Raw genomic sequence first — 24,651 nt, forward strand, 5'->3', positions numbered from 1 at the left:
GCCTTGATGCAACCAGGAGGCGCGCGCGAGGGCCCCGCACCCGGCCCCCGCACCCTTCCCCCTGTGGATCGTTGCCCGGCCGAGGCTTGCGCCGCACGGCGGCGGCGGGCACGCTCGGGTTTGACCGCAACCTGGAAGGCTGGCACACCCCGCCCCGATGACCGCATCCCCCGCCGAGCCGCGCACCACGCGCACGCCCGTCTCGCCCGAATGAAGTTCGACCGCCTGCGCATCGTGGGCTTCAAGACCTTCGTCGAGCCGACCGATCTCCTGATCGAGCCCGGCCTCACCGGTGTCGTGGGGCCGAACGGGTGCGGCAAATCCAATCTCGTGGAAGCGCTGCGGTGGGTCATGGGCGAGAGCTCCCACAAGGCCATGCGCGCCCAGGACATGGACGACGTCATCTTCTCCGGCACCACCGGGCGGCCGGCGCGCAATTCCGCCGAGGTGGTGCTCAGCCTCGACAATTCGGACCGCACGGCCCCCGCCGCCTTCAACGAATGGGACCAGCTCGAGATCGTCCGCCGCATCGAGCGCGGATCCGGATCCAGCTACCGCATCAACGGGAAGGACGTGCGCGCCCGCGACGTGCAGCTCATCTTCGCCGACGCCTCCACCGGCGCCCGCTCGCCGGCCCTGGTGCGGCAGGGGCAGATCGGCGAGATCGTCGGCGCCAAGCCCAACGCCCGCCGCCGCATCCTGGAGGAGGCGGCCGGCGTCGCCGGCCTGCACGCCCGCCGCCATGAGGCCGAGACCCGGCTGAAGGCGGCCGAGCAGAACCTGCTGCGCCTGGAAGACGTCATCACCCAGCTCGGCAGCCAGGTGGAGAGCCTGCGCCGCCAGTCGCGCCAGACCGTGCGCTACAAGGCGCTGGCCACCGAGATCCGCCAGTGCGAGGCGACCCTGCTCTGGCTGCGCTGGGGCGAAGTGACGCGCGCCCTCGCCGAGGCCGAGCAGGCCGTGGAGGCCGCCGGCCGCGACGGCGCCGAGCATACGCGCCTGCAGGCCGAGGCCTCGCGGCTCCAGGCGCTGGCCGCCCACGCGCTCCCGCCCTTGCGGCAGAAGGAGGCGGAAGCCGCCGCCAGCCTGCAGCGGCTGACCCATGCGCGCACCGAGCTCGACGCCGAGGAGGCGCGGCTTTCCGCCCGCAAGGACGAGCTGGAGCGCCGCCTCGTCCAGCTCGCCCAGGACACCGCCCGGGAAGAAGCCCTCTCCGCCGACGCCGAAGGGGTTCTGGAGCGCCTCGCCGCCGAGGCCGAGACCCTGCGTTTCGACCAGGAGGAGGCGGCCGAGCAGGAAGCTGTCGCCGCCGAGCGCCTGGACGAGGCCGCGGCCCATCTGGAGGACGCCGAGCGGGCGCTGGAGGAAAAGACCGCCCATTTCGCCGACCTTGGCGCACGCCGCGCCAGCCTGGAACAGGCGATCCGCGAAATCCGCGACCGGCTCGGGCGCAATGCCGCCGAGCGCGCCTCGGTGGAGGCCGAGGAAGCCCGCCTGAAACAGCAGGCGGGCACCGACGCGCTGGAAACCATCCGCCTCGACGCGGAGGCCGCCCGCGATGCCCTGGCCGAGGCCGAGGAGGCGAGCCTGGACGCGGAGGCCGCCCACGCGGCCGCCCGCCGCGCCGTGGAGGAGCTGCGCCCGGCCCTGTCCGAAGCCCAGTCCCGCTTCGGCCGGCTCGACACCGAGGCCCGCACCCTTACCAAGCTGCTGCAATCCTCCGACCGGCGCTTTCCGCCGGTGGCGGATCTCGTGACCGTCGCCAAGGGTTACGAGACGGCGCTGGGCGCGGCCTTGGGCGACGATCTCGACCTGCCGGTGGACGCCGCCGCCCCGGCGCGCTGGGCGGGCGCGGCGGCCGATTCGGCCGACCCCGCCCTGCCGGCCGGGATCGAGCCCCTCGCCCGCTTCGTATCCGGCGCGCCCGCCCTGGCCAGACGCCTGGCGCAGGTGGGCATCGTGACGCGCGGGCAGGGCCCCGGCCTCTCAGCCCAGCTCAAGGTCGGCCAGCGCCTCGTCTCCATCGAGGGCGACCTGTGGCGCTGGGACGGCGTCGTCGCCGCCGCCGATGCTCCCACCGCCGCCGCCCGCCGCCTCGCCGAGCGCAACCGGCTCGCCGACATCGAGGCGGAGGCAGCCATCGCCGCCGCCCATCTGGAGGAGGTCCGCGCCACCCTCGCCGGACGTGACGGCACGCTGCGGCACGCCGCGGAGGCGGAGCATGCGGCCCGCGAGGCGCGCCGCGCCGCCCAGCGTGCCGCCGAGGCAAGCCGCATGGCGCTGGAAGCGGCCGAGCGCCGCGCCGCCCAGCACCTCGCCCGCCTCTCGGCCCTCGCGGAGGCGCGGACCCGCCTCACCGCCGTGCGGGAAGAGGGGAACACGCGCCTGGACGAGGCGCAGGGCCAGCTTCTCGCCCTCGACGCGCCGCAGGTGCTCGAAACCGAGCTCGCCCGCGCCCGCGCCGAGACCAGCGAGCGCCGCGCGGCGCTGACCGAGGCCCGCGCCCGCGTCGATACGCTGCGCCGCGACGGCACGCAGCGGCTGCGGCGCCTGGAAGCCGTCGCCGCCGAGGAGCGCTCGTGGCGCCAGCGCGCCGGCGGCACCGCCGATCGCCTCGCCGCCGTGGCCGCCCGCGAACGCGAGGCGAAGGCCGAGCTCGCGACGCTGGAGGACGCCCCGGCCGAGTTCATCCGCCGCCGCCGGGCGCTCATGACCGCTCTGGAGGCGGCCGAAGCCGCCCGCCGCGCGGCCGCCGATCGCCTGGCGGAAGGAGAAGCGGCGCTCGCCGCCGCGGACCGCGCCGCCCGCGAGGCGCTGGAAGCCATGTCCGGCACGCGGGCCGAGGCCGCCCGCGCCGATGCCCGGCTGGAGGCCGCCCGCCAGCGTCGCGACGACCTCCTGCGCGAGATTTCCGACGCGCTCGATGGCCCGCCGGAGCTCGCCCGCGAGCAGGCCGGCCTTTCCGCCGACGGGCCGGCCCCCAACGTCTCCGCCATCGAGGCGACACTGGAGCGGGCCAAGCGCGACCGTGACCGCCTCGGCGCCGTGAACCTGCGCGCCGACGTGGAGCTGGGGGAAACCGAGGGACAGCACGACAAGCTGGTGGCCGAGCGCGACGACCTCATCGAGGCTATCAAGCGCCTGCGCGGCGCCATCCAGAGCCTCAACCGCGAGGCCCGCGAGCGCCTTCAGGCCTCGTTCGTGGTGGTGGACGGGCACTTCCGCAAGCTGTTCGACACGCTGTTCGGCGGCGGCGAGGCCCAGCTCGTGCTCACCGAGGCGGACGACCCGCTGGAAGCCGGCCTCGACATCATCGCCAAGCCCCCGGGCAAGAAGCCGCAGACCCTCTCGCTGCTGTCCGGCGGCGAGCAGGCGCTCACCGCCATGGCGCTCATCTTCGCCGTGTTCCTCACCAATCCGGCGCCCATCTGTGTGCTCGACGAGGTGGACGCGCCGCTGGACGACGCCAACGTGGAGCGCTTCTGCACCCTGCTCGAGGAGATGACCCGCCTCACCGACACGCGCTTCCTCACCATCACCCACAACCCCATCACCATGGCCCACCAGAATCGCCTGTTCGGCGTCACCATGGCCGAGCGCGGCATCTCACGGCTGGTGTCCGTGGACCTCCAGAGCGCCGAGCAGCTGCGCGAGGCGGTGTAGGCCTGCCCCATCCCGGCACCGGCACGGCGCCCGCAGCGGCGAAGGCCGGAACGTCCAAACGGAAGGTGGCCCGGGACACCTGCGAAACACGATGTCGCAGCCACAATTTTCTTCTTTTTTATCAATTAGTTGATATCAGTGCGGCGTGCCTTGACACCCAATTTTGACACAACTATGGTGCGCCGCGGTTTCCAGGGGGAAGGCCACCGCCTTTCACCTGTGCCGGGATTTGCGCCATGTCCGGACCTGAAGATGCCTCCCAAGGGGGGAACCGAGGACCGGACGGGGCGGAAGGTTCCCGGCCGAGCGAGACCGAGCTTTCCGCAAGGCTCGAGCGGCTCAACACCTCGTTGGGCCAGGTGCGCGCGAAGGCTGGGACGCCTGCCGCCGACAAGGCGCGGGATACCTCGTCCCCCTCGGGTGTCGCCCTTGCCTTCCGGCTGGGTGCGGAATTCGTGTCGGGCGTTCTGGTGGGCTCGCTCATCGGCTACGGCATCGACAGGCTCTTTTCGATCACGCCATTCGGCCTGATCGTCTTCACGCTGGTCGGTTTTGCCGCCGGGGTGCTGAACATGCTGCGCGCGTCGGGCGAAGGCGGGCGCCGCGGCAAGACCGGGTCCTGACGGGCGCCCCTTTCTGGGGGCGCGGCGGGATCGGAAAAGGTGTTTGCGGCATGACGCCGCCTGATTTTTCGCGGCTGATGCTGTGCGAGCAGCCTTTGCCGGATATTCATTTGGCGGCTTGCGCCGCACTGCAGGGGGGCGCGTTCGGATGGTCGTCGATCCGATCCACCAGTTCGAGATCAAGCGCTACGTGGACCTGCTGAACTTCAGCAACGTTCAGTTCTCGTTCACGAACGCGGCCGTCTTCATGTTCGCCATCGTGGCGATCATCTTCTTCTTCCTCACCTACGCCACCCGCGGCCGGACCCTGGTTCCGGGCCGGGCGCAGTCGGCGGCGGAGATGAGCTACGAATTCATCGCCAAGATGGTGCGCGATTCGGCCGGCGGCGAAGGCATGGTCTTCTTCCCGCTGGTGTTCTCGCTGTTCATGTTCGTGCTGGTGGCGAACGTGGTGGGCCTCATCCCCTACACCTTCACCGTCACCGCGCACCTCATCGTGACCGCGGCGCTGGCGCTGCTGGTGATCAGCACGGTCATCATCTACGGCTTCGTCCGCCACGGCACCCACTTCCTGCACCTGTTCGTGCCGTCGGGCGTGCCGGGCTTCCTGCTGCCGTTCCTGGTGGTGATCGAGGTGGTCTCGTTCCTCTCCCGCCCCATCAGCCTGTCGCTGCGTCTTTTCGCCAACATGCTGGCCGGCCACATCGCGCTGAAGGTGTTCGCCTTCTTCGTCGTCGGCCTGGCCACCCAGGGCGTGCTCGGCTGGTTCGGCGCCACCCTGCCTTTCTTCATGATCGTCGCGCTGACGGCGCTCGAGCTTCTGGTGGCGGTGCTGCAGGCGTACGTCTTCGCGGTGCTCACCTCCATCTACCTCAACGACGCGATCCATCCCGGCCACTGAGGCCGGGGCGGCGCATCGGAAGATCCCACAATCAACGTATTCTCAAGGAGCAGTCCCATGGATCCCGCAGCTGGTAAGTACATTGGTGCCGGTCTCGCCTCCCTCGGCATGGGTCTCGCCGCCATCGGCGTCGGCAACATCTTCGGCAACTTCCTGTCGGGCGCCCTGCGCAACCCGTCGGCGGCCGATGGCCAGTTCGCCCGCGCGTTCATCGGCGCGGCGCTCGCGGAAGGTCTCGGCATCTTCGCGCTGGTCGTTGCCCTCGTCCTCCTGTTCGTGGCCTGAGCGCCCGGACCAACGAGGTCCCCGGGCGTCAGCGCCCGGGCATGAAGCAAGATCTGGTGCGAAAGCGGGCGAGCCATGATGAAGTCGTGGAAAATGACTGTCGCGCTGGCGATGACGGGTGCGGTCCTTCTGGCGGCTCCCCTCTCGGCGGCGAGCGATCCCGCCGCGCCGGCGACCCTGGTCGCGCAGGCGGCCCAGGGTGATCACGCCCAGCCGAGCCATGGCCAGGGCACCCATGAGGGTGCACCGGGCGCGGCGGCGGGCCATGCCGAGGAAGGCCACGGGAAGAAAAGCCACTTCCCGCCCTTCGACGGCACCACCTTCGCCTCCCAGCTCCTGTGGCTCGTCCTGAGCTTCGGTCTGCTCTACCTCCTGATGAGCCGCATCGCGCTGCCGCGCATCGGCCGCATCCTGGAAGAGCGGCACGACCGCATCGCCGACGACCTCGAGGAAGCGGCGAAGCACAAGGCTGAGAGCGAGGCCGCGCAGGCCTCCTACGAGAAGGCGCTCGCCGAGGCGCGCGCCAAGGCCAATTCCATTGCCGGCGAGACCCGGAACCGCCTCGCCGCCGATTCCGATGCCAACCGCAAGGCTCTCGAGGCCGAGCTCGCCGACAAGCTGGCGGCGGCGGAGCAGCGGATCGCCTCCACCAAGACCGAGGCTCTCACCCATGTGAAGGGCATCGCGGTGGATGCCACCAATACCATCGTCAACACCCTCATCGGCACCACCCCGGCCACCGCCGATGTGGAGCAGGCCGTGGACGGGGCGCTGGCCAGGAAGGACGCGGCCTGAGCGGGTCGCGGCGCGAAGGTGCCGGTTCGGAACGCGGCGGATCGGGGCGAGCCCCGTCGACCGCCGTCACCATCGGGACGGCATGTTCGAGGACGACGGGTGCAGGATGGCGGGTAAGCGCGCGCCGGCCGGGCCCGTTGGGCCAGGGGCGCGCGAAGACCGAGTGGGCACACCCGGTTAGCGTGCCGAGTTGGCGTACAAAGTTGGCGTACAAAGTTGGCACAAGGGGCGACAGCCTCGAGGATGCGGCAGTCGCGCCGCCGACGGATCTGAGGACCCTGTGATGAACGAGATGAGTCTGGCCGAACTGTGGGTCGCCGTCGCCTTCGTGGTCTTCGTCGGCCTGCTCGCTTACATGGGCGCCCACAAGGCCATCGCGTCGGCCCTCGACACCCGCGGCCACCGCATCGCCGCCGAGCTCGAAGAGGCCCGCCGCCTCAAGGAGGAGGCGCAGAAGCTGGTGGCCGAGTTCAAGCGCAAGCAGCGCGAGGCCGAGGCAGAAGCCGAATCCATCGTCACCGCCGCCAAGGCGGAGGCCGAGCGCCTCGCCGCCGAGGCCAAGACCAAGATCGAGGATTTCATTTCCCGCCGCACCAGGATGGCGCAGGAAAAGATCGCCCTCGCCGAGCATCAGGCGGTGGCGGACGTGAAGGCCATTGCCGCCGACGCCGCGGCCAAGGCGGCCGAGACCCTTTTGGCTGCCGGTGCGCGCGGCGAGGTGGCCGAGCGCCTCGTGTCCGGCGCCATCTCCGAGCTGAAGTCCAAGCTGAACTGATCTCCTTCCGCTCGCGAGCGGCCGCAATTCCCGAAGGGTCGCCCATCCGGCGGCCCTTTTTCGTTGGGGGAACACCCGGCCAAGGCGCCGCACCGCCGCCCCAAAACCACAAAGGCCGGCGTCACGATCGCCGGCCAGCCGAAATGCGGACCCGCCCGCAAGCCGGGACCTGTGGCACGCGCAGCGGCGAAGCCTCCTCACTTGCGGAATGCCACCCCGTTGCTCCTGGCCCCGCGGCCTGGAACCGGCGCGCACCCGGAGCCCTGTCGATCCGATGTCGGGAACGGAGCGACGTGCGTCCAAGCCCGCATGCCCGAATGATCGCGCGGCGATCCGCCGGCCGCAAATGCGCCGGCCTTGAAACTGCCGCCCCGCTGGTCCATTGCTTGAGCATGTGGCGCAAGGACATCCCCGCGGCCCCCTTGGCCGCGCCCCCGGCCTCCGGCGTGCGCACGCTCGCGCGGCGGCTACGGGCGGGCCTGTCCCTCGCCGGCCTATCCCTGGACGACCTATCCCTGGCCGGACTCCTGCCGCGTGCCGCAGCGTGCCTCCTTGCCCTTCTCGTCGCCGGGTTGGGCCTTGCCATGGATGCACGCCATCCGGCGCAGGCGCAGGCCGACCTCTTCTTCTTCCTGCGGCCGCCCGCCGATGTCCCGCGCGCCGCGCCACGCCCGCAGCGGCCGAGCCACACCAATGGCTGGTGGCCCTTCCAGCCCCAGCCCGACATGCCCGTGCAGCCCCCGCAGGCGACCAAGCCCAAGCCGCCGCCGGAGCCCGAGGGCGTCGTCTATTCCTCGGCGGACGCCGCCATCCAGGGCAAGCGCCAGCCGCCCAGCCAGTTCGTCCTCGTTCTCGGCGACCGCCTCGCGAATCAGCTCGCCCAGGGTCTCGCCGACATCTATGTGCCGGACCGGGCGCGGATTGCCGTCGTCGAAAGCACGGTGGAGGAGAGCGGCTTCCTCCCGCAGCCGGTGGACTGGCTGGCGCGCGCGACGGAGGCGATTGCCGCCGGCCGCCCGTCGGTGACGGTGGTGGCCCTCGGCTCGGACGACCTCCAGCCGATCAAGGACGGCGACGCCTTCGCCCAGCCCCTCACCGAACGCTGGCTCGAACTTTATTCCAAGCGGGTGGACGAGGTGCTCGCCTTCCTGCGCGACAAGGCGGGCCGCGTGATCGTCGTGGGCCTCGCCCCGGTCGCGAATGGCGGCCTCTCGGAGGAATATGCCCGCCTCAACGAGGTGCTCAAGGCCCGCGCCGCCCGGGCCGGCCTGCCCTTCGCCAATGTGTGGGACGGCTTCGTCGACGAAGAAGGCAAGTACATGGCCAACGGCCCAGCGGTGGATGGCCAGCGCCGCCGGCTGCGCTTCAACGACGGCGTCCGCTTCACCCGTGCCGGCGGACGCAAGCTCGCCTTCTTCGTCCAGAAGGACATCAACCGCATGCTTGAGGAACCGGGCAAGGCGCCGTCTGCGCCCGATGCCGGTCCCTCCTCCGCCCGCGCCATCTCCCTGGCCGGGCCGCCGAACCCGCCGAAGGCGAGCGACGCGCCCTTGGCGACCGCGGCAAGCGCCAAGGCGTCCGCCCGCGTGCTGAAGGACGGCGTCGCGCCCCACCCGGTGCGCGGTCGCGCCGACGACTTTTCCTGGCCCCCGCCCGGCGCCACGGATACCGGCGCCAGCGCCCGATAGGCCGTCGGCGTGCTCCGCCTGCGGGCCATCCCGGGGCATCCCCGCGTGCCGCGGCGGCAAAACCACCCCTCATCCGCACTGCGCCGCAGCAAGGCCCCTTTTCAAAGCGCGGGCGGGGCTTTACCGATTCCAGTCAGAGAAGATGATCGCCGGAGCGACCGCATCGCTTCGCGCATCCCGAGCTGCCTCATTTGCCGAAGGGAGTCCTCATGACCATTCGTCCGCGCCGCAGCGTCCTCTACATGCCCGGCTCCAATGCCCGTGCGCTCGAAAAGGCGCGCACGCTGCCCGCGGACGGCGTGATCCTCGACCTCGAGGATGCGGTGGCGCCCGATGCCAAGGCCGAGGCAAGGGCCCGCATCGTGGAAACCGTGACGGCCGGCGGCTTCGGCGCGCGGGAGGTGGTCATCCGCATCAACGGCCTCGACACGCCGTGGGGCTCGGATGACCTGGAGGCGGCCGCGCGGGCCGCGCCGGATGCCATCCTGGTGCCCAAGGTGCAGACCGTGGAGCAGCTCGTCACCGTCGGCCGGCGGCTCGATGCGCTGGGCGTGCCGGCGACCACGCGGGTCTGGGCCATGATCGAGACGCCGCTCGCCATCCTCGACATCAAGGCCATCGCCCAGGCGGCGCGGGATCCGCTCACCCGGCTTTCGGTCTTCGTGCTGGGCACCAACGACCTTGCCAAGGAGACCCGCGCCGCCCTGGTGCCGGGCCGCGCCCCCATGGTGGGCTGGCTCGCCCTCGTGGTGGCCGCCGCCCGCGTCTATGGCGTCGACGTGCTCGACGGGGTGTGGAACCAGTTCCAGGACCTCGACGGCTTCAAGGCCGAATGCGCCCAGGGCGTCGAATTCGGCATGGATGGCAAGACGCTGATCCATCCGAGCCAGATCGAGCCCTGCAACATCGCCTACAGCCCGCCCGAGGCGGAGGTGGCGCGCGCCCGCGCCATCATCGCCGCCTTCGCCCTGCCGGAGAACGCGGGCAAGGGCGTCATCACCCTCGACGGGCGCATGGTGGAGCTGCTCCATGCCGAAATGGCCAAGCGCACCGTGGCGCTCGCCGACGCCATCGCCGCCCGTGGCTGACGCCGCGGCGGCCGCTGCCGCCGAACCCCTGCGCATCGTCATGCTCGCATTCGCGCGCATGACCCAGCTCGACCTCACCGGCCCGTTCGAGGTGTTCGCGCGGCTGCCCGCGGCGAAGATCGAGATCGTCGCCAAGAGCCGGCGCAACCCGGTGGAGGATGCGGCGGGCCTGAGCATCGTCGCCACCGCCAGCTACAACGAGATCGCCGGCTGCCACGTCCTGTTCGTGCCCGGCGGCCCCGGCCAGCTGGAGCTGATGGAGGACGGGCCCACCCTCGACTTCCTGCGCCGCATGGCGGTGGAGGCGCGCTACATCACCTCGGTATGCACCGGCTCGCTGGTGCTCGGGGCGGCTGGCCTGCTCAAGGGCTACCGGGCCACCAGCCACTGGCTGTCCCTGCCCCAGCTGGCCCTACTGGGCGCCGAGCCGGTGGAGGAACGGGTGGTGGTGGACCGCAACCGCTTCACCGGGGCCGGGGTTTCCTCGGGCATCGACCTCGCCTTGCGCCTCGCCACCGAGATCGCGGGGGAGGACGAGGCCCGCCGCATCGCGCTTGCCATCGAGTACCAGCCCGCCCCCGCCTTCCCGTCCCGCGACCGCGAGGATGCGCGCCTCGTGGCCGAGGTGCGGGCCCGGACCGCCGCCTTCCAAGACAAGCGCGAGGCGGCCGCCCGGCGCGCCGGCGCGCGCCTGCCCTCCGAACCGTGACCTTCACGTCCCCGCCAGAGACCCAGGCTCCGTCATGAAGCTCTACCGCTATCTCACCGGCCCCGACGACGCGGCCTTCTGCAAGCGCGTCTCCGCCGCCCTGAACCGGGGCTGGCAGCTGCACGGCGCGCCCACCCTCACCTTCGATTCCGTCCAGGGTCGCGTCATCTGCGGCCAGGCCATCGTGAAGGAGGTGGAGGGCGAGTGGTCCGACGACGTGGTGCTCTCCGAGCACTGAGGCGAAACCGCCCGAGCTGCCTCAGGCGTTCGCGGGCGCGGCCTCCGCCGGCGCATGGTCGGGGATGAGGACGACGGAGACATCCACCTCGTCCCCGGCCTCGCGGAATTCGCGCTTCACCGCCTCGGTGAGCTTGCCGACGACCGCTCGTGTCTTCGCCATCGTCCAGTCGGGCTCGAAGCCCAGGTGGAGCTCGACGAACATCTTGCCGCCGAACTGGCGGGTGCGGATGTCTCCCAGCTCGTCGAAATCGTCGAAATGTGAGGTGAGCACCCGCAGGATCCGCAGCTGCCCCGCCTCGTCGATGGCCTGGTCGAGCAGCGAGGCGACCGAGTTCGAGAGCATGGCGAAGATGTTGTAGATCATGAACCCGATCACCATGAACGAGGCGACCGGGTCGAGGTAGAACATCCAGTACACGTCGTGGAAGATGGACAGGATCACGGTGACGGTGAACACCGATCCCGAGGAGATGGCCGAGACGAGGTGCACGCGCGCCTGCGCGGCGAGCACCGGGGAGCGCGTCTCGTGGGCGAGGCGGGTGGCCTTGCGATTGAGGACCACGTTGCCGATCACCGCCGCGGCGGTGACGAAGAGGCCGAGCTCCGCCCCGCTCACTCCCTCCGGGTGGATGATGCGCATGATGGCGTTGGAGCTGGCGATGAACACCAGCAACGTCTGCAGGATGGCGATCATCAGCTCGGCGAGGTTCTCCAGCTTGCCGAGGCCGTAGGCATACTTGCCCGTATGGGCCTTGTGGGCGAGGCGCAGCACCAGCCAGCACGCCGTCAGCGCCGTCAGGTCGAAGGACGTGGCGAGGAGGTCGGTGAGGATCGCCGCGGAATTGGTGAGCGTGGCGGCGAGGATGTAGAAGGGAAACAGGCAGGCCGTGAAGATCATGGCCTGGAACGACAGTTTCTGGCTCGCGGAACCCGACACCCCTACCCCCATTGTCGCTTGGCGGCGCCGTCCGCCCCACCTTGCCCCCATGAGGACCATGCGGCCCCGCCGCGTCAAGCCGCCGGAGGCGGCTGTTGCGTCGCACGCGCGCGCTCTGCAACATGCACCGGCAGATCTGGGGGAGAGTGATGAGCAAGACCAACCGGGGCAACTTCTTCGAGGACTTCGCCGTCGGCCAGGTGATCCGGCACGCGACGCCGCGCACGATCACGGTCGGCGACGTGAGCCTCTACAGCGCCCTCTATGGAACGCGCTTCGCGGTGCAGTCGGCGGACAGCTTCGCGCAGGACATCGGCTATCCCCGCGCGCCGGTGGACGACCTGCTGGTCTTCCACGTGGTGTTCGGCAAGACCGTGCCGGACATTTCCCTGAATGCCGTGGCCAATCTCGGCTATGCCGGCGGGCGCTTCCTGGCGCCGGTCTATCCCGGCGACACCCTCACCGCCGTTTCCGAGGTCATCGGCCTCAGGGAAAATTCCAACGGCCAGAGCGGCGTGGTCTACGTGCGCTCCACCGGCTTCAACCAGGACGGCGTGGAAGTGCTGGACTATGTGCGCTGGGTGATGGTCCGCAAGGCCGACACCTCCCTGCCCGCGCCGGACCCGGTGATTCCCACCCTGCCCGCCGCCCTCGCCCCCGACACCCTGGGCGGCGCCGTGCCAATCCTCGACACCGACGCCTGGCGCACCGACCTTTCCGGGTCCAGCGCCCGCTTCGCCGACTACCAGGTGGGCGAGCGCATCGACCATGTGGACGGCATGACGGTGGAGGAGGCCGAGCACATGATCGCCACCCGCCTCTACCAGAACACGGCGAAGGTGCACTTCAACCAGTTCACCGAGGGCCAGGGCCGATTCGGCCGGCGGCTGATCTATGGCGGGCACGTGATCTCCATCGCCCGCGCCTTGTCGTTCAATGGCCTCGCCAATGCCTTCCACGTGGCCGCCATCAATGGCGGACGGCATGTGGCGCCGCTTTTCGCCGGGCTCACCGTGCACGCCTTCAGCGAGGTGCTCGACGCCCAGGAGTTGCCCGGACGCGAGGACGTGGGCGCCCTGCGCCTGCGAACCGTGGCCACCAAGGACCGGCCGACGGCCGACTTCCCCTACAAGAGCGGCGACGACTACGACCCGAGCGTCATCCTCGACTTGGACTATTGGGCGCTGATCCCGCGCTGATCCGCCGTCGCCGGGCGGGCGGCGGCGCCGGCCCGGCCGGTGCGCAGCGGCGAGGGCGGGGGCAGCGGCACGGCCGCCGGCAGCGCCCGCGCCGGGGCCCCATAGGCGGAGACGAAGCGCCACACCTCCTCGCCGGCATCGATGTCGCGGCTGCGCAGCCCGAGAAACGGCGTGGCGAGATCGGGCTTCGTGTCCACCCGCGCGGGGACTGGTGCCCGCCGCGCTCGATGCTGATGAGCTCCACCGCCGCCCCGTCCCGGCAGTCGTCCCAGCGGCGCAGGACCGCCGTGGTGCCGTCCGCGGCATCCAAATCGGGCAGCTCGCGCTCGATGGCGGGGCCGCAAGCATCGATCCGGGCATAAAGGCGGGCGCTGTCGGGCGCCGAGAGCGTCGCCCCCACCGGCGTCCAGAAGCCGGCATAGGCGATGACCGAATCCGCGGTGCCGTGGATGAACTGGATGGGGATCGCCCGGTCGGGCTGGCACTCGTCCTTGTAGTTGGCCGGCGCCGTGGACATGATCGCCGAATAGGCGGCGAACAGGCCCGTATGCTCGCAGGCCATGCGCTGGACCATGAATCCGCCGTTGGAGATGCCGGTGAGGTAGATGCGGCCGGGATCGGCGATCCCATCCGCCGCCAGCTTGCGCGTGAGGGCGACGAGGAAGGCCACGTCGTCGCCAGGGCGCAGCACCATCTTCAGCCGCATGGCCGCCGGCCGCCCGTCATTCCACACCCGGCCCTCGCCCTCCGGATAGACCGCCACGAAGCCGTGCGCCGCCGCTGCGGCGTCCAGCCCGAAATAGGCGCGAAAGCTCTCCGGCGTCTGCGCCGCCCCGTGCAGCGCGACGACCACCGGCGCCGGCCCCGTCACGCCGTCCGGCACCACCATCACATAGCGGCGATTCTCCCCGTTCACGGCGAGCCGGAGGTCGCGCACCGAATCCGCTTGCGCGGGCGTCGCCGAAAAAAGGCAGAAAAGCGCGACCGCGGGCAGGATTGCCGCTACGGCATGGCGCAACCACCGCGGGCGCGATTGCCGCAGGACGAAAGTCGAAAGACCACGCGCCGGACGGCGCCACACAACCTCGAACGAACCGCGCATACGAAGGGAAGTCCTTCACCAGAAAGCGAAATTCGAGACGGCGCCGGACCTGCCCCGCATCCCGCACCCTTGGCGGAGGAATGCGGCGAGGCGGCGGCAGGTCTGTGGCTCGGGCGCCACACTTCGCCCGCCACCGACCTGAAATTGACATAAATCAAACTTCCCGCGCCCCCACGGCGCGAAGTGTTGACGTATGGTTTTCTCTACGAACGTTCGCGGGAGCGGGGCAATGAAGAAGTTCGGTCTGGGTGTCATTCTCGCGGCGGGCATGGCCGCTCTGACGGCCGGCAGCGCGGTTGCAGCCGATCTGTCGACGCCCGTCTACAAGGCCCCGGTGGTCGAAGAAGCCCAGAGCCCCTGGCAGATCCGCGTGCGCGCCCTTTACGTGATGCCGGAAGACGGCGGCAGCGTGAACGGCATCTGGGGGTCGGACCTCACTTATTCCAACGCCGTGGTGCCCGAACTCGACATCACCTATTACTTCACCAAGAATATCGCGGCCGAGCTTATCCTCGGCGTGACGCCGCACGATATCAACGGTGCGGGCTCCATTTCCGGCCTCGGCCAGGTGGGCAAGGTGTGGCTGCTGCCCCCGACCCTGACCCTGCAGTATCACTTCACCGATTTCGGCCCGTTCAAGCCCTACCTCGGTGCCGGCGTGAACTACACCGCCTTCTTCAGCCAGGAGGCCACTAACCCCGCCTTCGCCGAGGTCAAGGTGAAGGACAGCTGGGGCCTCGCCCTGCAGGCCGGCTTCGACTGGATGATCGACAAGCATTGGGGCTTCAACGTCGACGTGAAGAAGATCTTCCTGCAGCCCGACTTCACGCTGCAGACCGTCGGCGGCGCCTATATCACCGGCACCGCCGACCTCAATCCCTGGATCTTCGGCACCGGCGTCACCTACCGCTTCTGACGATCGCGCACGGTTCGCGCATCTTTCGACAGCGCCGGCTCGCCGGCGCTGTTTTTATTTTGCCCGCAGGTCAGGCCGCCCTTTGCGCCCCGAACGTTGGCAATGCAACAATTCTCCGGCCGGCGACGGCCGCATGCAACATTCATCCAATTGCCGGCGACCGCGTATCGGGATTTAAAGCCCGCCAAGGTGCTTTGGAATCGTTGCGAAGAGGCGACGATTGAGATACCTGATCGGTCGATTTTTTGGAGGAGGCCCCATGGCCGACAGCCCTCAGCGCGTTCATCGCCCGCTTTCGCCCCACCTACAGATCTACCGCCCGCTGTTCACGATGGTGATGTCCATTGTGCATCGCATCACGGGCGTCGGCCTCTATTTCGGGACGGCGATCCTGGTCTGGTGGCTGCTGGCGGCGGCGACCTCCCCTTCGGCGTTCGAGACCTTCCGCTCCGTGGCGGGCTCGCCCATCGGGCTCCTCGTCCTGTTCGGCTACACCTGGGCCCTGCTGCACCATGCGCTGGGCGGCGTGCGCCATTTCATCTGGGATTTCATCCACGGCTTCGGCCCCAAGGAGCGCGTGCTCCTGGCCCAGGCCAGCCTGGCCGCTTCCGTGGCGCTGACCGTGATCCTCTGGGTCGTCGGCCTCGCGGTGAAGGGCTGAGGAGGACCACATGAGCACTCCGCATTCTTCCGGCCACGCCCCGATGCGCACCCCGCTCGGCCGCGTGCGCGGCCTCGGCTCCGCCCACTCCGGCACCGACCATTTCTTCAAGCAGCGGGTCACCGGCCTTGCCAACCTGATTCTGATGATCGCCTTCATCGCGATCGTCATCTGCCTGGCCGGCCAGGGCTATGCGCAGACCCGGGCGACCCTCGGCAATCCCTTCGTGGCGGTGATCATCCTGCTGACGCTGCTCTCCGTAACCACGCATATGCGCATCGGCATGCAGGTGGTGATCGAGGACTATGTCCACACCGAAAGCATGAAGGTGCTGCTCATCGTGGCCAACACCTTCTTCAGCATCGCCGTTGCCCTCGCCGGCGCCTTCGCCGTGCTCAAGATCAGCCTGGGAGGCTGAGATGGCCGACACCGCAACCAACGGGACCGCAGCGCCCGCCTATAACGGCGGCGCCTACCCCATCGAGGATCACACCTACGACGTGCTCGTGGTAGGTGCCGGCGGCGCGGGACTGCGCGCCGTGGTGGGCTGCTCCGAGGCGGGCCTGCGCACCGCCTGCATTACCAAGGTGTTCCCCACCCGCTCCCACACGGTGGCCGCCCAGGGCGGCGTCGCCGCCTCCCTCGCCAACATGGGCGAGGACAAGTGGGAATGGCACATGTACGACACCGTCAAGGGGTCGGACTGGCTGGGTGACCAGGACGCCATCGAATATCTGGTGCGCAACGCGCCGGCGGCGGTGTACGAGCTTGAGCACTGGGGCGTGCCCTTCTCCCGCACCGAGGACGGCAAGATCTACCAGCGCCCGTTCGGCGGCATGACCACGCATTTCGGCAAGGGCACCGCCCAGCGCACCTGCGCCGCGGCGGACCGCACCGGCCACGCCATGCTGCATACCCTCTACGGCGCGGCGCTGAAGCACCAGGCGGAATTCTTCGTCGAATACTTCGCCATCGACCTCATCATGGATGAAGACGGCCGCTGCCGCGGCGTCATCGCCATCAAGCTCGACGACGGCACCATCCACCGCTTCCGCGCGCACCTCACCGTGCTTGCCACCGGCGGATACGGCCGCGCCTACTTCTCCGCCACCTCGGCCCATACCTGCACTGGCGACGGCGGCGGCATGGTGCTGCGCGCCGGCCTGCCGCTGCAGGACATGGAATTCGTGCAGTTCCACCCCACCGGCATCTACGGCTCGGGCTGCCTCATCACCGAGGGCGCCCGCGGCGAGGGCGGCTACCTCACCAATTCCGAGGGCGAGCGCTTCATGGAGCGCTATGCCCCCTCGGCCAAGGACCTCGCCTCGCGCGACGTGGTGTCCCGTTCCATCACCATGGAGATCCGCGAAGGCCGCGGCGTGGGCAAGAACAAGGACCACGCCTTCCTGCACCTCGACCACCTGGACCCGGCGATCCTGCACGAGCGCCTGCCCGGCATCTCCGAGAGCGCCAAGATCTTCGCCGGCGTGGACGTGACCCGCGAGCCGATCCCGATCATCCCCACCGTGCACTACAACATGGGCGGCATCCCCACGAACTATTACGGGGAGGTGCTGGACAAGCGCCAGGGCGATCCGGATACCGTGGTGCCCGGCCTCATGGCCATCGGCGAGGCCGCCTGCGTGTCGGTGCACGGCGCCAACCGCCTCGGCTCCAACTCGCTCATCGACCTCGTGGTGTTCGGCCGCGCCGCCGGCCTGCGCGCCGCCGAGCTGGTGAAGCCCGGCGAGAAGCACCGCGAGCTGCCGGCCGGCAGCGCCGACCTCGCCCTCTCGCGCCTCGACCACTTCCGCAACGCCTCCGGCGGCACGCCCACCGCCGAGCTGCGCCTTTCCATGCAGAAGGTGATGCAGAACAACTGCGCCGTCTTCCGCACCGGTGAGGTGCTGGAAGAGGGCAAGACCCTGATCCACGAGGTGTACAAGGGCGCGGGCGACATCGGCGTCACCGACCGCTCGCTGGTGTGGAACTCGGACCTGGTGGAGACGCTGGAGTTCGATAACCTCATCGCCCAGGCCATCGTCACCATGGAGAGCGCGGCCAACCGCCAGGAAAGCCGCGGCGCCCATGCGCGCGAGGACTATCCGGACCGCGACGACCACAACTGGATGAAGCACACGCTGTCGTATTTCGACACGGCATCCGGCAACGTGCGCCTCGATGACCGGCCGGTGCACACCTATACGCTGTCCAACGACATCCAGTACATCGAGCCCAAGAAGCGCGTGTACTGATGATATCCCCTCGACCGCGCGCGGTAAGGGCCAAAGCGCCCGCCGCGCGCGGGCATGGCCAGAATTCCTGCGGGCGGTCACCGCTCCAGCGTTCCAGGACGTCCCATGGTTGAGCTCACGCTTCCGAAGAATTCGCAGATCACGCCCGGCAAGGTCTGGCCGAAGCCGGCGAGCGCCAAGAAGCTGACCGAGTTCCGCATCTATCGCTGGAACCCGGACGATGGCCGAAACCCGCGCATCGACACCTACTACGTGGACCGCGAGGATTGCGGACCGATGGTGCTGGACGGCCTGATCTGGATCAAGAACAAGGTCGACCCCACCCTCACCTTCCGCCGCTCCTGCCGCGAGGGCGTGTGCGGGTCCTGTGCCATGAACATCGGCGGCACCAACACGCTGGCCTGCACCAAGGGCATGGACGAGGTGCTGGTGAAGGGCGTGGTCAACGTCTACCCGCTGCCGCACATGGAAGTGGTGAAGGACCTCGTTCCCGACCTCACCAATTTCTATGCGCAGCACGCCTCCATCGAGCCCTGGCTGCAGACGGACACGGCCGCCCCCGAGAAGGAGTGGCGCCAGTCGAAGGAGGACCGCGAGAAGCTCGACGGCCTCTACGAATGCATCCTGTGCGCCTGCTGCTCCACCTCCTGCCCGAGCTACTGGTGGAACGGCGATCGCTATCTCGGCCCGGCCGCCCTGCTCCAGGCCACCCGCTGGCTCAAGGACAGCCGTGACGAGCGCACCGGCCCCCGGCTCGATTACCTGGAAGACCCCTTCCGGCTCTATCGCTGCCACACCATCATGAACTGCGCCCAGGCCTGCCCGAAGAGCCTGAACCCGGCCAAGGCCATCGCCGAGATCAAGAAAATGATGGTCGAGCGCCAGATCTGACCCCGGCCGAGGATCCGTTGCGTCACGCCCCCCCGGCCGGGAGGCCGGGGGGTCGCTTTCGTTGTCGGCCACGGCTTTTCAACGTGTGGTTTCTCGTGTTAGGCTAAAGAGAGCTTAACATTGGTGTGGGTTGCCGGAGGAGGCGACATGTCTATCATTCGCGTTCTGGTCCCGGCCCTACTGGCCGTCGCCTTCTTGTTCGCCGCGGTCACCCATCCGATCGAGACTTTCCACGTTATCGGCAGCATCGTGCTGACCCTCTCCACGGCGAGCAGCATCGTGTTCTTCGCGTTCGTGCTCATCTCGGCCACCATCGGGCTGGAGCGCCACAGCGGCCGGCACCTCGCCCCCGCCGCCGCCGTGCATGTGCACCGCTCCCTGCGCGACGACGTGGTCTGAACGACGAGGTCTGAACGACGTGGCCTGACGTCGGCAGGCTGCGGGGCCGAGCCCCCGGTTCAGCGACGGCATATCACCGCCGGCATGTCACCGACGGCCACGGGCTCTTGTGATAAAACGGCTTGAGCTCGATAACGCCGATCCCCTGCCAGAGCGTGCTCCCCGGCTGCGGGCACAATTGCAGCATGGCCGAGGTGGGATTGCCCCGCCAGTTCTCCGGAATGTTCACCACCACCGAGAAGGCTCCGGCGTCAAACACCGGGTCGCGCGCCCACCAGCCCGCCGGCAGGCGCTGGCGCAGATAGGTGCGCAGGGAAAGGAATGGATCGAAGGGGTAGGGGTCCACATCCGGATCGATGAATGGACGCCCCGGCAGGTCGCCAAGACTTTGCATGGGAGCCTGACCCAGAGCCGGCCCGATGAGCCACCCCACGCACGCCGCCACGACGACTCCCGCCCGCCACAAGTGAGCCGCCCGCGCCGGAGCGCGCGCGCGCCGTTGTGGGCGTCCCTTGCATGATGCGGTACCTGTGATCATCCGCCGACGCCCTCAAGTCGCCGCGCCACACCTCACGGGAGAGCGGGAGCATCGGCGGCGGGCGCAAAATGCGCCATCCCCCGCCCAGCGGCTTCCCTCCGCGACGCGCGCGCACTAATGCTCCCTCATAGAGCCGGACGGTGCTTTGGGGAATCACCCCCGCCGGGCGGGAGGCCCATTATGGGCCATGGGCAGGCGGGACGGGGCGGTGACGCCCTTGCGGGGGGATCGGCGTGCGGACGACAGGCGACACCTGCGCGGAAGACGAAGCCGGCGCTGAGCCGACGCAGGTGCCACGCCCTGACCTGGCGCCCGCCTTCCTCCGGCGGCGATCGGCACGCCCGTGAGCGATACGCTGCCCCGCTCCCTGGCGAGCCTCATCAATACCTATGGCGGCTACGTCGCCGCCATGATGGCGCGCGGCCTGGAACTCGTGGGCAAGCTCGGGCTCTACATCGTGAGCGCGCGCATCCTCGGCGTGCATGAGTCCGGCTATTTCTTCCTGTGCCTCACCTGGATCGGCGTCCTCGCCACGGTTTCACGGGGTGGCTTCGAGCGGGCGGTGGTGCGCCATGTGGCGGCCGAACTCGCCGTGGGCAAGGGCCGCGCCGCAGGACACGCCTTCCTGGCCGGCGCCCTGGCGGTGCTCATGCTCGGCCTCGTCGTGTCCATCGCCACCGGCGCGCTCTCGGCGCCGATCGCCACCTACCTGTTCCGTGACCCGGAGGCGGCCCGGCCGCTTTTCCTCGCGGCCTTCGTCATCCTGCCGCAGGCCCTGTGCTATTTCGTCGGCAACGCCCTGATGGGCCTGCACAAGAGCGCATGGGGACAGCTGGTCCAGAACGGCCTGTGGCCCCTCTTCACGCTCGCGGCCCTCTTCGCCGGAGTGCACTCGCTCGACGGCATCCTCTGCGCCCTCGCCGCCGCCAACGCGGCCGCAACAGCCATCGGCGCCGCGCTGGTCTTCCGGGAGCGCCACCGCTTCGTCGACGCCCCGTCGGAGACGGCGAACGCGGAGCGGCTGCCCGCGCTCTGGCGCACCGCCATGCCGCTGGCTGTGGTGGAGACCGTGCAGATCCTCCTGCCCGCCCTGCCGGTGCTGCTGCTGGCCAGCTTCGGGCTTCCCGCCCAGGTCGGTGCGTTCAGCGTGGCCAGCCGCATCTCCATGCTCACCTGGGTGGTCAGCGCCTCCATCGGCAGCGTGGCCGCCCCCTCCTTCGCCGCACGACACCGGCAGGGCCGGTGGGACGAGCTGCGCCAGTTGAACCGCAAGGTCCGCCTCGCGGTCGCTCTCTTCAGCGCGCCGCTGCTCGCCGGCATGTTCTTTTTCCCGGCAACACTTCTGCACCTGGTGGGCCCGGGCTTCGAGATCGCGTCCACCGCCCTCGTCATCCTCGCGGTCGGCCAGCTGGTTTACGCGCTCCTGCCCTGCCAGGAGATCGTGCTGGCCATGGCCGGCCACGGCGGCATCCTGCGCTGGCTCACGGTAGCGCAGACGGTGGTCTGCCTCGTCCTGTGCGTGCTGCTCATTCCACCGTTCGGCATGATCGGCGCGGCCATCGCCACCGCCGTATTCGCGGCCCAGCTCGCCATCGGCTCGGCCGTCGCCGTGCGCCGCCTGATGCCCCGCGCCTTCTAGGAACGATCGACCTTCAGTGTCCGCGTCGTCCACCGTCATGCCCCGGCAGGTTTTGACCGAGATCGACACTTGCTCTTCGCGGAGATTTGAAATGCGTGGAAGCTGGGCCGGCAGCGCGATCATTGAGCCATCGGGGCCGACGTTCTCATGCTCAAATTGGAGGAGGCTCGCTCGGGAGGGCCCGCTCCTGACCGATTCCGGTCTCTCACTACAGTTGCATTTTCAGGGTTTGTGAATCGATGGGCGACCATGATTCGGGATCTGATGGTTGGTGGTGCGTCGGTTGAGGATGTGAATCAGCGCCCGGGTCCCCCGGCTCAGATCGCTTCAACTCATTGAAATAGCTTCAAGATGCTCGTGTCACCTGGGGTCCCTATCGGCACCGATCGGAACTCCGGCTACCTTCGGGATTTATGAAAGGTCTTAAGGGGTTTAGGCCATTTCTAACCAGCGTCCCGTCTCCGCACTTATGCACATGCCTTCTACGGCGCAGGCTGCGCCTCCGGCATCTTCCACTCTCCGTTCAGGATCTCGGCCCGAGGGCGGTAGAGCCGAAACGTGTAATTCCAACCTTTCGTGATCGGCAGGCAGTTCGCGATTTTGCCGTCACAGCCGCCGAACTGGATGTCGATCGCGCCATCGGCGCTCTTCGTGCCGGTGATGCTGTTGACCGAATAGGCATCGTAATCGTTCTTCTGGAAGAAGCCCTTGTCGTTATAGACGCTGATCGACCAGAACGCGTCGACAGGGACCTTCTTTACCCTGAGCTTGTAAACCGTGTTGCCGTCGTTCTTGGCCGGGGTCACTGAGGGGTAGGAGGCGTCCTTGTCGGGGTTGCCGCCCCAGCCGGCGGCTGTCCCGATCAGGTGCTTGACCGGATCGACCTCTCCCTTCGGGCCGAAAGCGTTGGCGAAGCTGCCGGATGCCTGAGCCAGCGCTTCGAGTGCCGCGCGGATATTCTTCTGTTGAGCCAAGTCCCAGTTCGGGGCCTCGAACGTGCCAACTGACGTCTGCTCCACCTTCAGCGCATCCTGCAGGGCGTGAACCTGCGCGAGGTCCTTGGTGTCGTTGGGGTCGACGAGGATACGCACCGCAACGAACACATAGCGGGTGCCAACCTCATCCTTGGTGAGCGTCGTGCGGCCCGGCTCGTAGACCACCATCGGGGTGTAATGGTCTTGGTTGATGACCTGCATCGAGATGAAGCGCTTGCCCGCATCGGGAAGGGTGATGGTCACCGGGCCGGCATCGAGGTCGAAGAGCGCCTGGGAATAGAGCGTATCCCGGTTCATCCGGACCACGGGCTGGTTGTCGATCGGCGTCGGCGTCCGGTTATGGACGAACTTCCCGAGCCCGCCGGCCTCGGCCGTCTTGCCCATGTAGAAATCGGTCTCGGCGCGCTTGAAGTTGTCGACATTGACAGGAACCGGCTGCGACGACGCCGCGCATGGCGCGAGAACCAGGAAACTCAGGCTGTAGACCAAGGTCATTCGCATTGAACGGTACCTCATTGGCGCTTTGATTGATTTGCTCATCGGGGCAAGTCCGAAGGGCACCGCGTCCGTGTTTTAGGCTGATCGCCGGCGAAGGGCGGTCGATCGGCTACTGCGCGGACAGCGCGGCAGCCTCCACAGCGCATTCGGCCGCCGAGGGCACCGACTTCGCCTTCGCGTCCTTCACTTCCGCTTTTGCGGCTTCGAGGTCGGCGAGGAAAGTCAGGTCGGTTTGCAGCCGCGCGACCGTCGCCGCGCCCATGATCCGCCCGGCATCGACGTCGCTCTGCCAGTGCGCGTTGCAGATCACGCGGCTCTGCCCGAATTCGAGGCCGCGCTTCAGCAGGGCATCCGCGCGCTCGGGATTGATCTGCGCGAACACGAGAGCCCAGCCCCAGCCGGCCGCGGTGTGGCCGGACGGGTAGGAGCCGTCGTCTCGCAGAATGGCCTCCTGATCCGCCCGGCAGGTCGCTTCGTTGTGAACCACAAAGGGACGGGTCCGGTTGTACTTGTTCTTCACGCCATAGGTGGAGAGGCCGAAATCCGACAGCATCTTCAGCATCATCGCGTAAAGGCGAGGGGTCTGCTCGCTGTCGATGCGAACTCCCATTGCGCAGGAAAAATTGTCGGCGGCCTGCGGAAAGGCGAGATCGGCGTCGTTATGGGCGAGCTTCCAGCGCTCGGTATTTCGCGCGGGGATCGTCGCCTTGCGCGCTTCCTCGTCCCGGGCCAGCGCGGCCGAGTTCGCCTCGGGCGGCGGGCCGAGCAGGACCAGGCTGTTCGGCAGGTCGGAACGCTTGAGATAGCCCGGCGCGATCTTGAAATGCGGGTCGGTGACAGCGGGCGGCGCTTCGCCTGCCTGCGCCAGGGCCTGTCCACAAAGCGCGAGCAGCGCCAGCAGGGAAACACGGGTGGCCCGCAGTGTGGTTCCGGTCATCGACATTACTATTCCTTTGGACATGGCCGAACTCATCCAGGCCCCGGTCAGAACTGGTACGTTGCCGCGACGGCGGGGCCGTGCTGCGTCACGTCATAAAGGAAGCCGCCGTCGCGATAATCGATATGGAGCGCCCGGTAGCCGACTTTCAGCGTCAGGCTTTCGCTCCAGGCATAGTTGACGCTGCCCAGACCCTGCCAGGTCAAGCGCGAGCCGGCGCCGAAACCGCCGATGTCGCCCGCCACCGTCAGGCTCCATGGACCATCGAGCTCCACACCAAGGCGAGCGCCGACGATCGGGTCGGCCCACATCTGCGTTTCGCTGTGATCGATGCGGAGACTGGTAAGCCCGGAAGCGATCTCGAGCTTGGTGTTGAGGTTCCAGAACCGGACGCCGCCGCCGACATCGAGCGCGAAAACGTCGTCCTCATGGACGCGATAGAAGGCCGAGCCCTGCAGGGTCAGGCTCTGGGAGCGCAGCTTCAGCCTGGCGGAGAACGGGCCGGGCAGAGTACCGCCGGTCGTCAGCTGCGAGAACTGTCCGTCGACCAGGAAGCTCCAGCGGTCGATGCGCATCTCGGCAGATGCCATGAAAGCGCCGTTCAGTTCCTTGAGCACGTCGCGAAAGCGCAGGCTGATATCTGCCGCCGGCAGCGGCGGCAGCGTCGCGCTCGTGCCGTCGATCGCGGTTGCCCAGACATAGCCGGTGACCGAGAAGCTGGGAGCGGACGCCAGGACGGGAGCCGGCCGCGTGGCGGACTCCGGGAGATCGGATGCCCAAGCCGACCCGCACAAGGAAACCGACATCAAGCCTATGGCGAAATCGCGCGCCGTTGCGCTTGACATTGCTGGGTGTCCTCTGCCCTGCCGGTCCTACCGGCATGCGCGAGCGCTCCGGCTCGCTGCCGCACGCGATCG

Annotated in this window: 24 protein-coding genes; 18 read left to right on the top strand and 6 right to left on the bottom strand. The window is 68.7% G+C overall.

What is annotated here, in order from left to right; genetic code table 11:
* The first annotated feature begins 210 nt into the window (after positions 1–210).
* From smc to EZH22_RS04695, 10 genes are all read left to right on the top strand, one after another.
* Positions 211–3,663 carry a chromosome segregation protein SMC gene (gene smc, locus EZH22_RS04650; RefSeq protein WP_203194596.1) on the top strand — a complete coding sequence of 1,151 codons (3,453 nt, stop codon included), beginning with the start codon at positions 211–213 and terminating at the stop codon, positions 3,661–3,663.
* 236 nt (positions 3,664–3,899) lie between these two features.
* Positions 3,900–4,286, top strand: coding sequence for an AtpZ/AtpI family protein (locus EZH22_RS04655; protein WP_203194597.1), 387 nt, complete (start codon positions 3,900–3,902; stop codon positions 4,284–4,286).
* Positions 4,287–4,434: 148 nt separating this feature from the next.
* The gene (locus EZH22_RS04660; RefSeq protein WP_203194598.1) at positions 4,435–5,187 is read left to right on the top strand and encodes a F0F1 ATP synthase subunit A; all 753 of its coding nucleotides are present in this window, start codon (positions 4,435–4,437) and stop codon (positions 5,185–5,187) included.
* Positions 5,188–5,244: 57 nt separating this feature from the next.
* Positions 5,245–5,472, top strand: a complete 228-nt coding sequence (locus tag EZH22_RS04665; protein WP_203194599.1) for a F0F1 ATP synthase subunit C — start codon at positions 5,245–5,247, stop codon at positions 5,470–5,472.
* Between the two features lie 93 nt (positions 5,473–5,565).
* Entirely contained in the window at positions 5,566–6,267 is a 702-nt protein-coding gene (locus tag EZH22_RS04670; RefSeq protein WP_231711294.1) for a F0F1 ATP synthase subunit B, read from the top strand.
* A gap of 283 nt (positions 6,268–6,550) precedes the next feature.
* Entirely contained in the window at positions 6,551–7,042 is a 492-nt protein-coding gene (locus tag EZH22_RS04675; RefSeq protein ID WP_203194600.1) for a F0F1 ATP synthase subunit B family protein, read from the top strand.
* 422 nt (positions 7,043–7,464) lie between these two features.
* Positions 7,465–8,730, top strand: a complete 1,266-nt coding sequence (locus EZH22_RS04680; protein ID WP_203194601.1) for an SGNH/GDSL hydrolase family protein — start codon at positions 7,465–7,467, stop codon at positions 8,728–8,730.
* A 209-nt stretch (positions 8,731–8,939) separates the two neighbouring features.
* A complete protein-coding gene (locus EZH22_RS04685; RefSeq protein WP_203194602.1) occupies positions 8,940–9,818 on the top strand; it encodes an HpcH/HpaI aldolase/citrate lyase family protein in 879 nt (292 codons plus the stop codon).
* Positions 9,811–10,527 (top strand): DJ-1/PfpI family protein, encoded by a 717-nt coding sequence (locus EZH22_RS04690; RefSeq protein ID WP_231711295.1) that lies wholly within the window; start codon positions 9,811–9,813, stop codon positions 10,525–10,527. The genes EZH22_RS04685 and EZH22_RS04690 overlap by 8 nt, the downstream gene beginning before the upstream one ends.
* 34 nt (positions 10,528–10,561) lie before the next feature.
* Positions 10,562–10,765, top strand: coding sequence for a DUF1737 domain-containing protein (locus tag EZH22_RS04695; protein WP_203194603.1), 204 nt, complete (start codon positions 10,562–10,564; stop codon positions 10,763–10,765).
* 21 nt (positions 10,766–10,786) lie between these two features.
* Here EZH22_RS04695 and EZH22_RS04700 read toward each other — a convergent pair whose 3' ends face one another.
* Positions 10,787–11,704: a cation diffusion facilitator family transporter gene (locus EZH22_RS04700; RefSeq protein WP_203194604.1), complete on the bottom strand. Its 918-nt coding sequence runs from the start codon at positions 11,702–11,704 to the stop codon at positions 10,787–10,789.
* Positions 11,705–11,853: 149 nt separating this feature from the next.
* On the opposite strand from EZH22_RS04700, the gene EZH22_RS04705 reads away from it, so the two are divergent.
* Positions 11,854–12,903: a MaoC family dehydratase gene (locus EZH22_RS04705; protein ID WP_203194605.1), complete on the top strand. Its 1,050-nt coding sequence runs from the start codon at positions 11,854–11,856 to the stop codon at positions 12,901–12,903.
* Here EZH22_RS04705 and EZH22_RS04710 read toward each other — a convergent pair.
* Positions 12,863–13,840 carry an alpha/beta hydrolase family esterase gene (locus EZH22_RS04710; protein WP_203194606.1) on the bottom strand — a complete coding sequence of 326 codons (978 nt, stop codon included), beginning with the start codon at positions 13,838–13,840 and terminating at the stop codon, positions 12,863–12,865. The two genes, EZH22_RS04705 and EZH22_RS04710, sit on opposite strands and share 41 nt — an antisense overlap.
* A 394-nt stretch (positions 13,841–14,234) precedes the next feature.
* Here EZH22_RS04710 and EZH22_RS04715 point away from each other — a divergent pair, with 394 nt between their 5' ends.
* From EZH22_RS04715 to EZH22_RS04740, 6 genes are all read left to right on the top strand, one after another.
* The gene (locus EZH22_RS04715; protein ID WP_203194607.1) at positions 14,235–14,921 is read left to right on the top strand and encodes an OmpW/AlkL family protein; all 687 of its coding nucleotides are present in this window, start codon (positions 14,235–14,237) and stop codon (positions 14,919–14,921) included.
* A 259-nt stretch (positions 14,922–15,180) separates the two neighbouring features.
* Positions 15,181–15,582 carry a succinate dehydrogenase, cytochrome b556 subunit gene (gene sdhC, locus EZH22_RS04720; protein ID WP_203194608.1) on the top strand — a complete coding sequence of 134 codons (402 nt, stop codon included), beginning with the start codon at positions 15,181–15,183 and terminating at the stop codon, positions 15,580–15,582.
* 10 nt (positions 15,583–15,592) lie between these two features.
* Positions 15,593–16,000: a succinate dehydrogenase, hydrophobic membrane anchor protein gene (gene sdhD, locus EZH22_RS04725; protein ID WP_203194609.1), complete on the top strand. Its 408-nt coding sequence runs from the start codon at positions 15,593–15,595 to the stop codon at positions 15,998–16,000.
* A 1-nt stretch (position 16,001) separates the two neighbouring features.
* Complete coding sequence (sdhA, locus tag EZH22_RS04730) at positions 16,002–17,837, top strand: succinate dehydrogenase flavoprotein subunit (RefSeq protein WP_203194610.1); 1,836 nt, start codon at positions 16,002–16,004, stop codon at positions 17,835–17,837.
* A 105-nt stretch (positions 17,838–17,942) separates the two neighbouring features.
* Positions 17,943–18,728: a succinate dehydrogenase iron-sulfur subunit gene (locus EZH22_RS04735; RefSeq protein ID WP_203194611.1), complete on the top strand. Its 786-nt coding sequence runs from the start codon at positions 17,943–17,945 to the stop codon at positions 18,726–18,728.
* A 147-nt stretch (positions 18,729–18,875) separates the two neighbouring features.
* Complete coding sequence (locus tag EZH22_RS04740; protein WP_203194612.1) at positions 18,876–19,127, top strand: hypothetical protein; 252 nt, start codon at positions 18,876–18,878, stop codon at positions 19,125–19,127.
* 73 nt (positions 19,128–19,200) lie between these two features.
* Here the strand turns inward: EZH22_RS04740 and EZH22_RS04745 are convergent, their stop codons facing one another.
* Positions 19,201–19,521 carry a hypothetical protein gene (locus tag EZH22_RS04745; RefSeq protein WP_203194613.1) on the bottom strand — a complete coding sequence of 107 codons (321 nt, stop codon included), beginning with the start codon at positions 19,519–19,521 and terminating at the stop codon, positions 19,201–19,203.
* A gap of 487 nt (positions 19,522–20,008) precedes the next feature.
* On the opposite strand from EZH22_RS04745, the gene EZH22_RS04750 reads away from it, so the two are divergent.
* Positions 20,009–21,304, top strand: coding sequence for a lipopolysaccharide biosynthesis protein (locus EZH22_RS04750; RefSeq protein WP_231711296.1), 1,296 nt, complete (start codon positions 20,009–20,011; stop codon positions 21,302–21,304).
* Between the two features lie 482 nt (positions 21,305–21,786).
* Here EZH22_RS04750 and EZH22_RS04755 read toward each other — a convergent pair whose 3' ends face one another.
* The 3 genes from EZH22_RS04755 to EZH22_RS04765 form a co-directional block, all read right to left on the bottom strand.
* A complete protein-coding gene (locus tag EZH22_RS04755) occupies positions 21,787–22,794 on the bottom strand; it encodes a DUF1254 domain-containing protein (protein ID WP_333473680.1) in 1,008 nt (335 codons plus the stop codon).
* Between the two features lie 112 nt (positions 22,795–22,906).
* On the bottom strand, positions 22,907–23,734 hold the full coding sequence (locus tag EZH22_RS04760) for an acid phosphatase (RefSeq protein ID WP_231711297.1): 828 nt from the start codon (positions 23,732–23,734) through the stop codon (positions 22,907–22,909).
* Positions 23,735–23,781: 47 nt separating this feature from the next.
* Positions 23,782–24,579, bottom strand: a complete 798-nt coding sequence (locus EZH22_RS04765; RefSeq protein ID WP_203194615.1) for a hypothetical protein — start codon at positions 24,577–24,579, stop codon at positions 23,782–23,784.
* Between the last annotated feature and the right edge of the window lie 72 nt (positions 24,580–24,651).

Origin of the sequence: Xanthobacter dioxanivorans, assembly GCF_016807805.1 — a bacterium.
GTDB classification, from domain to species: Bacteria; Pseudomonadota; Alphaproteobacteria; order Rhizobiales; family Xanthobacteraceae; genus Xanthobacter; species Xanthobacter dioxanivorans.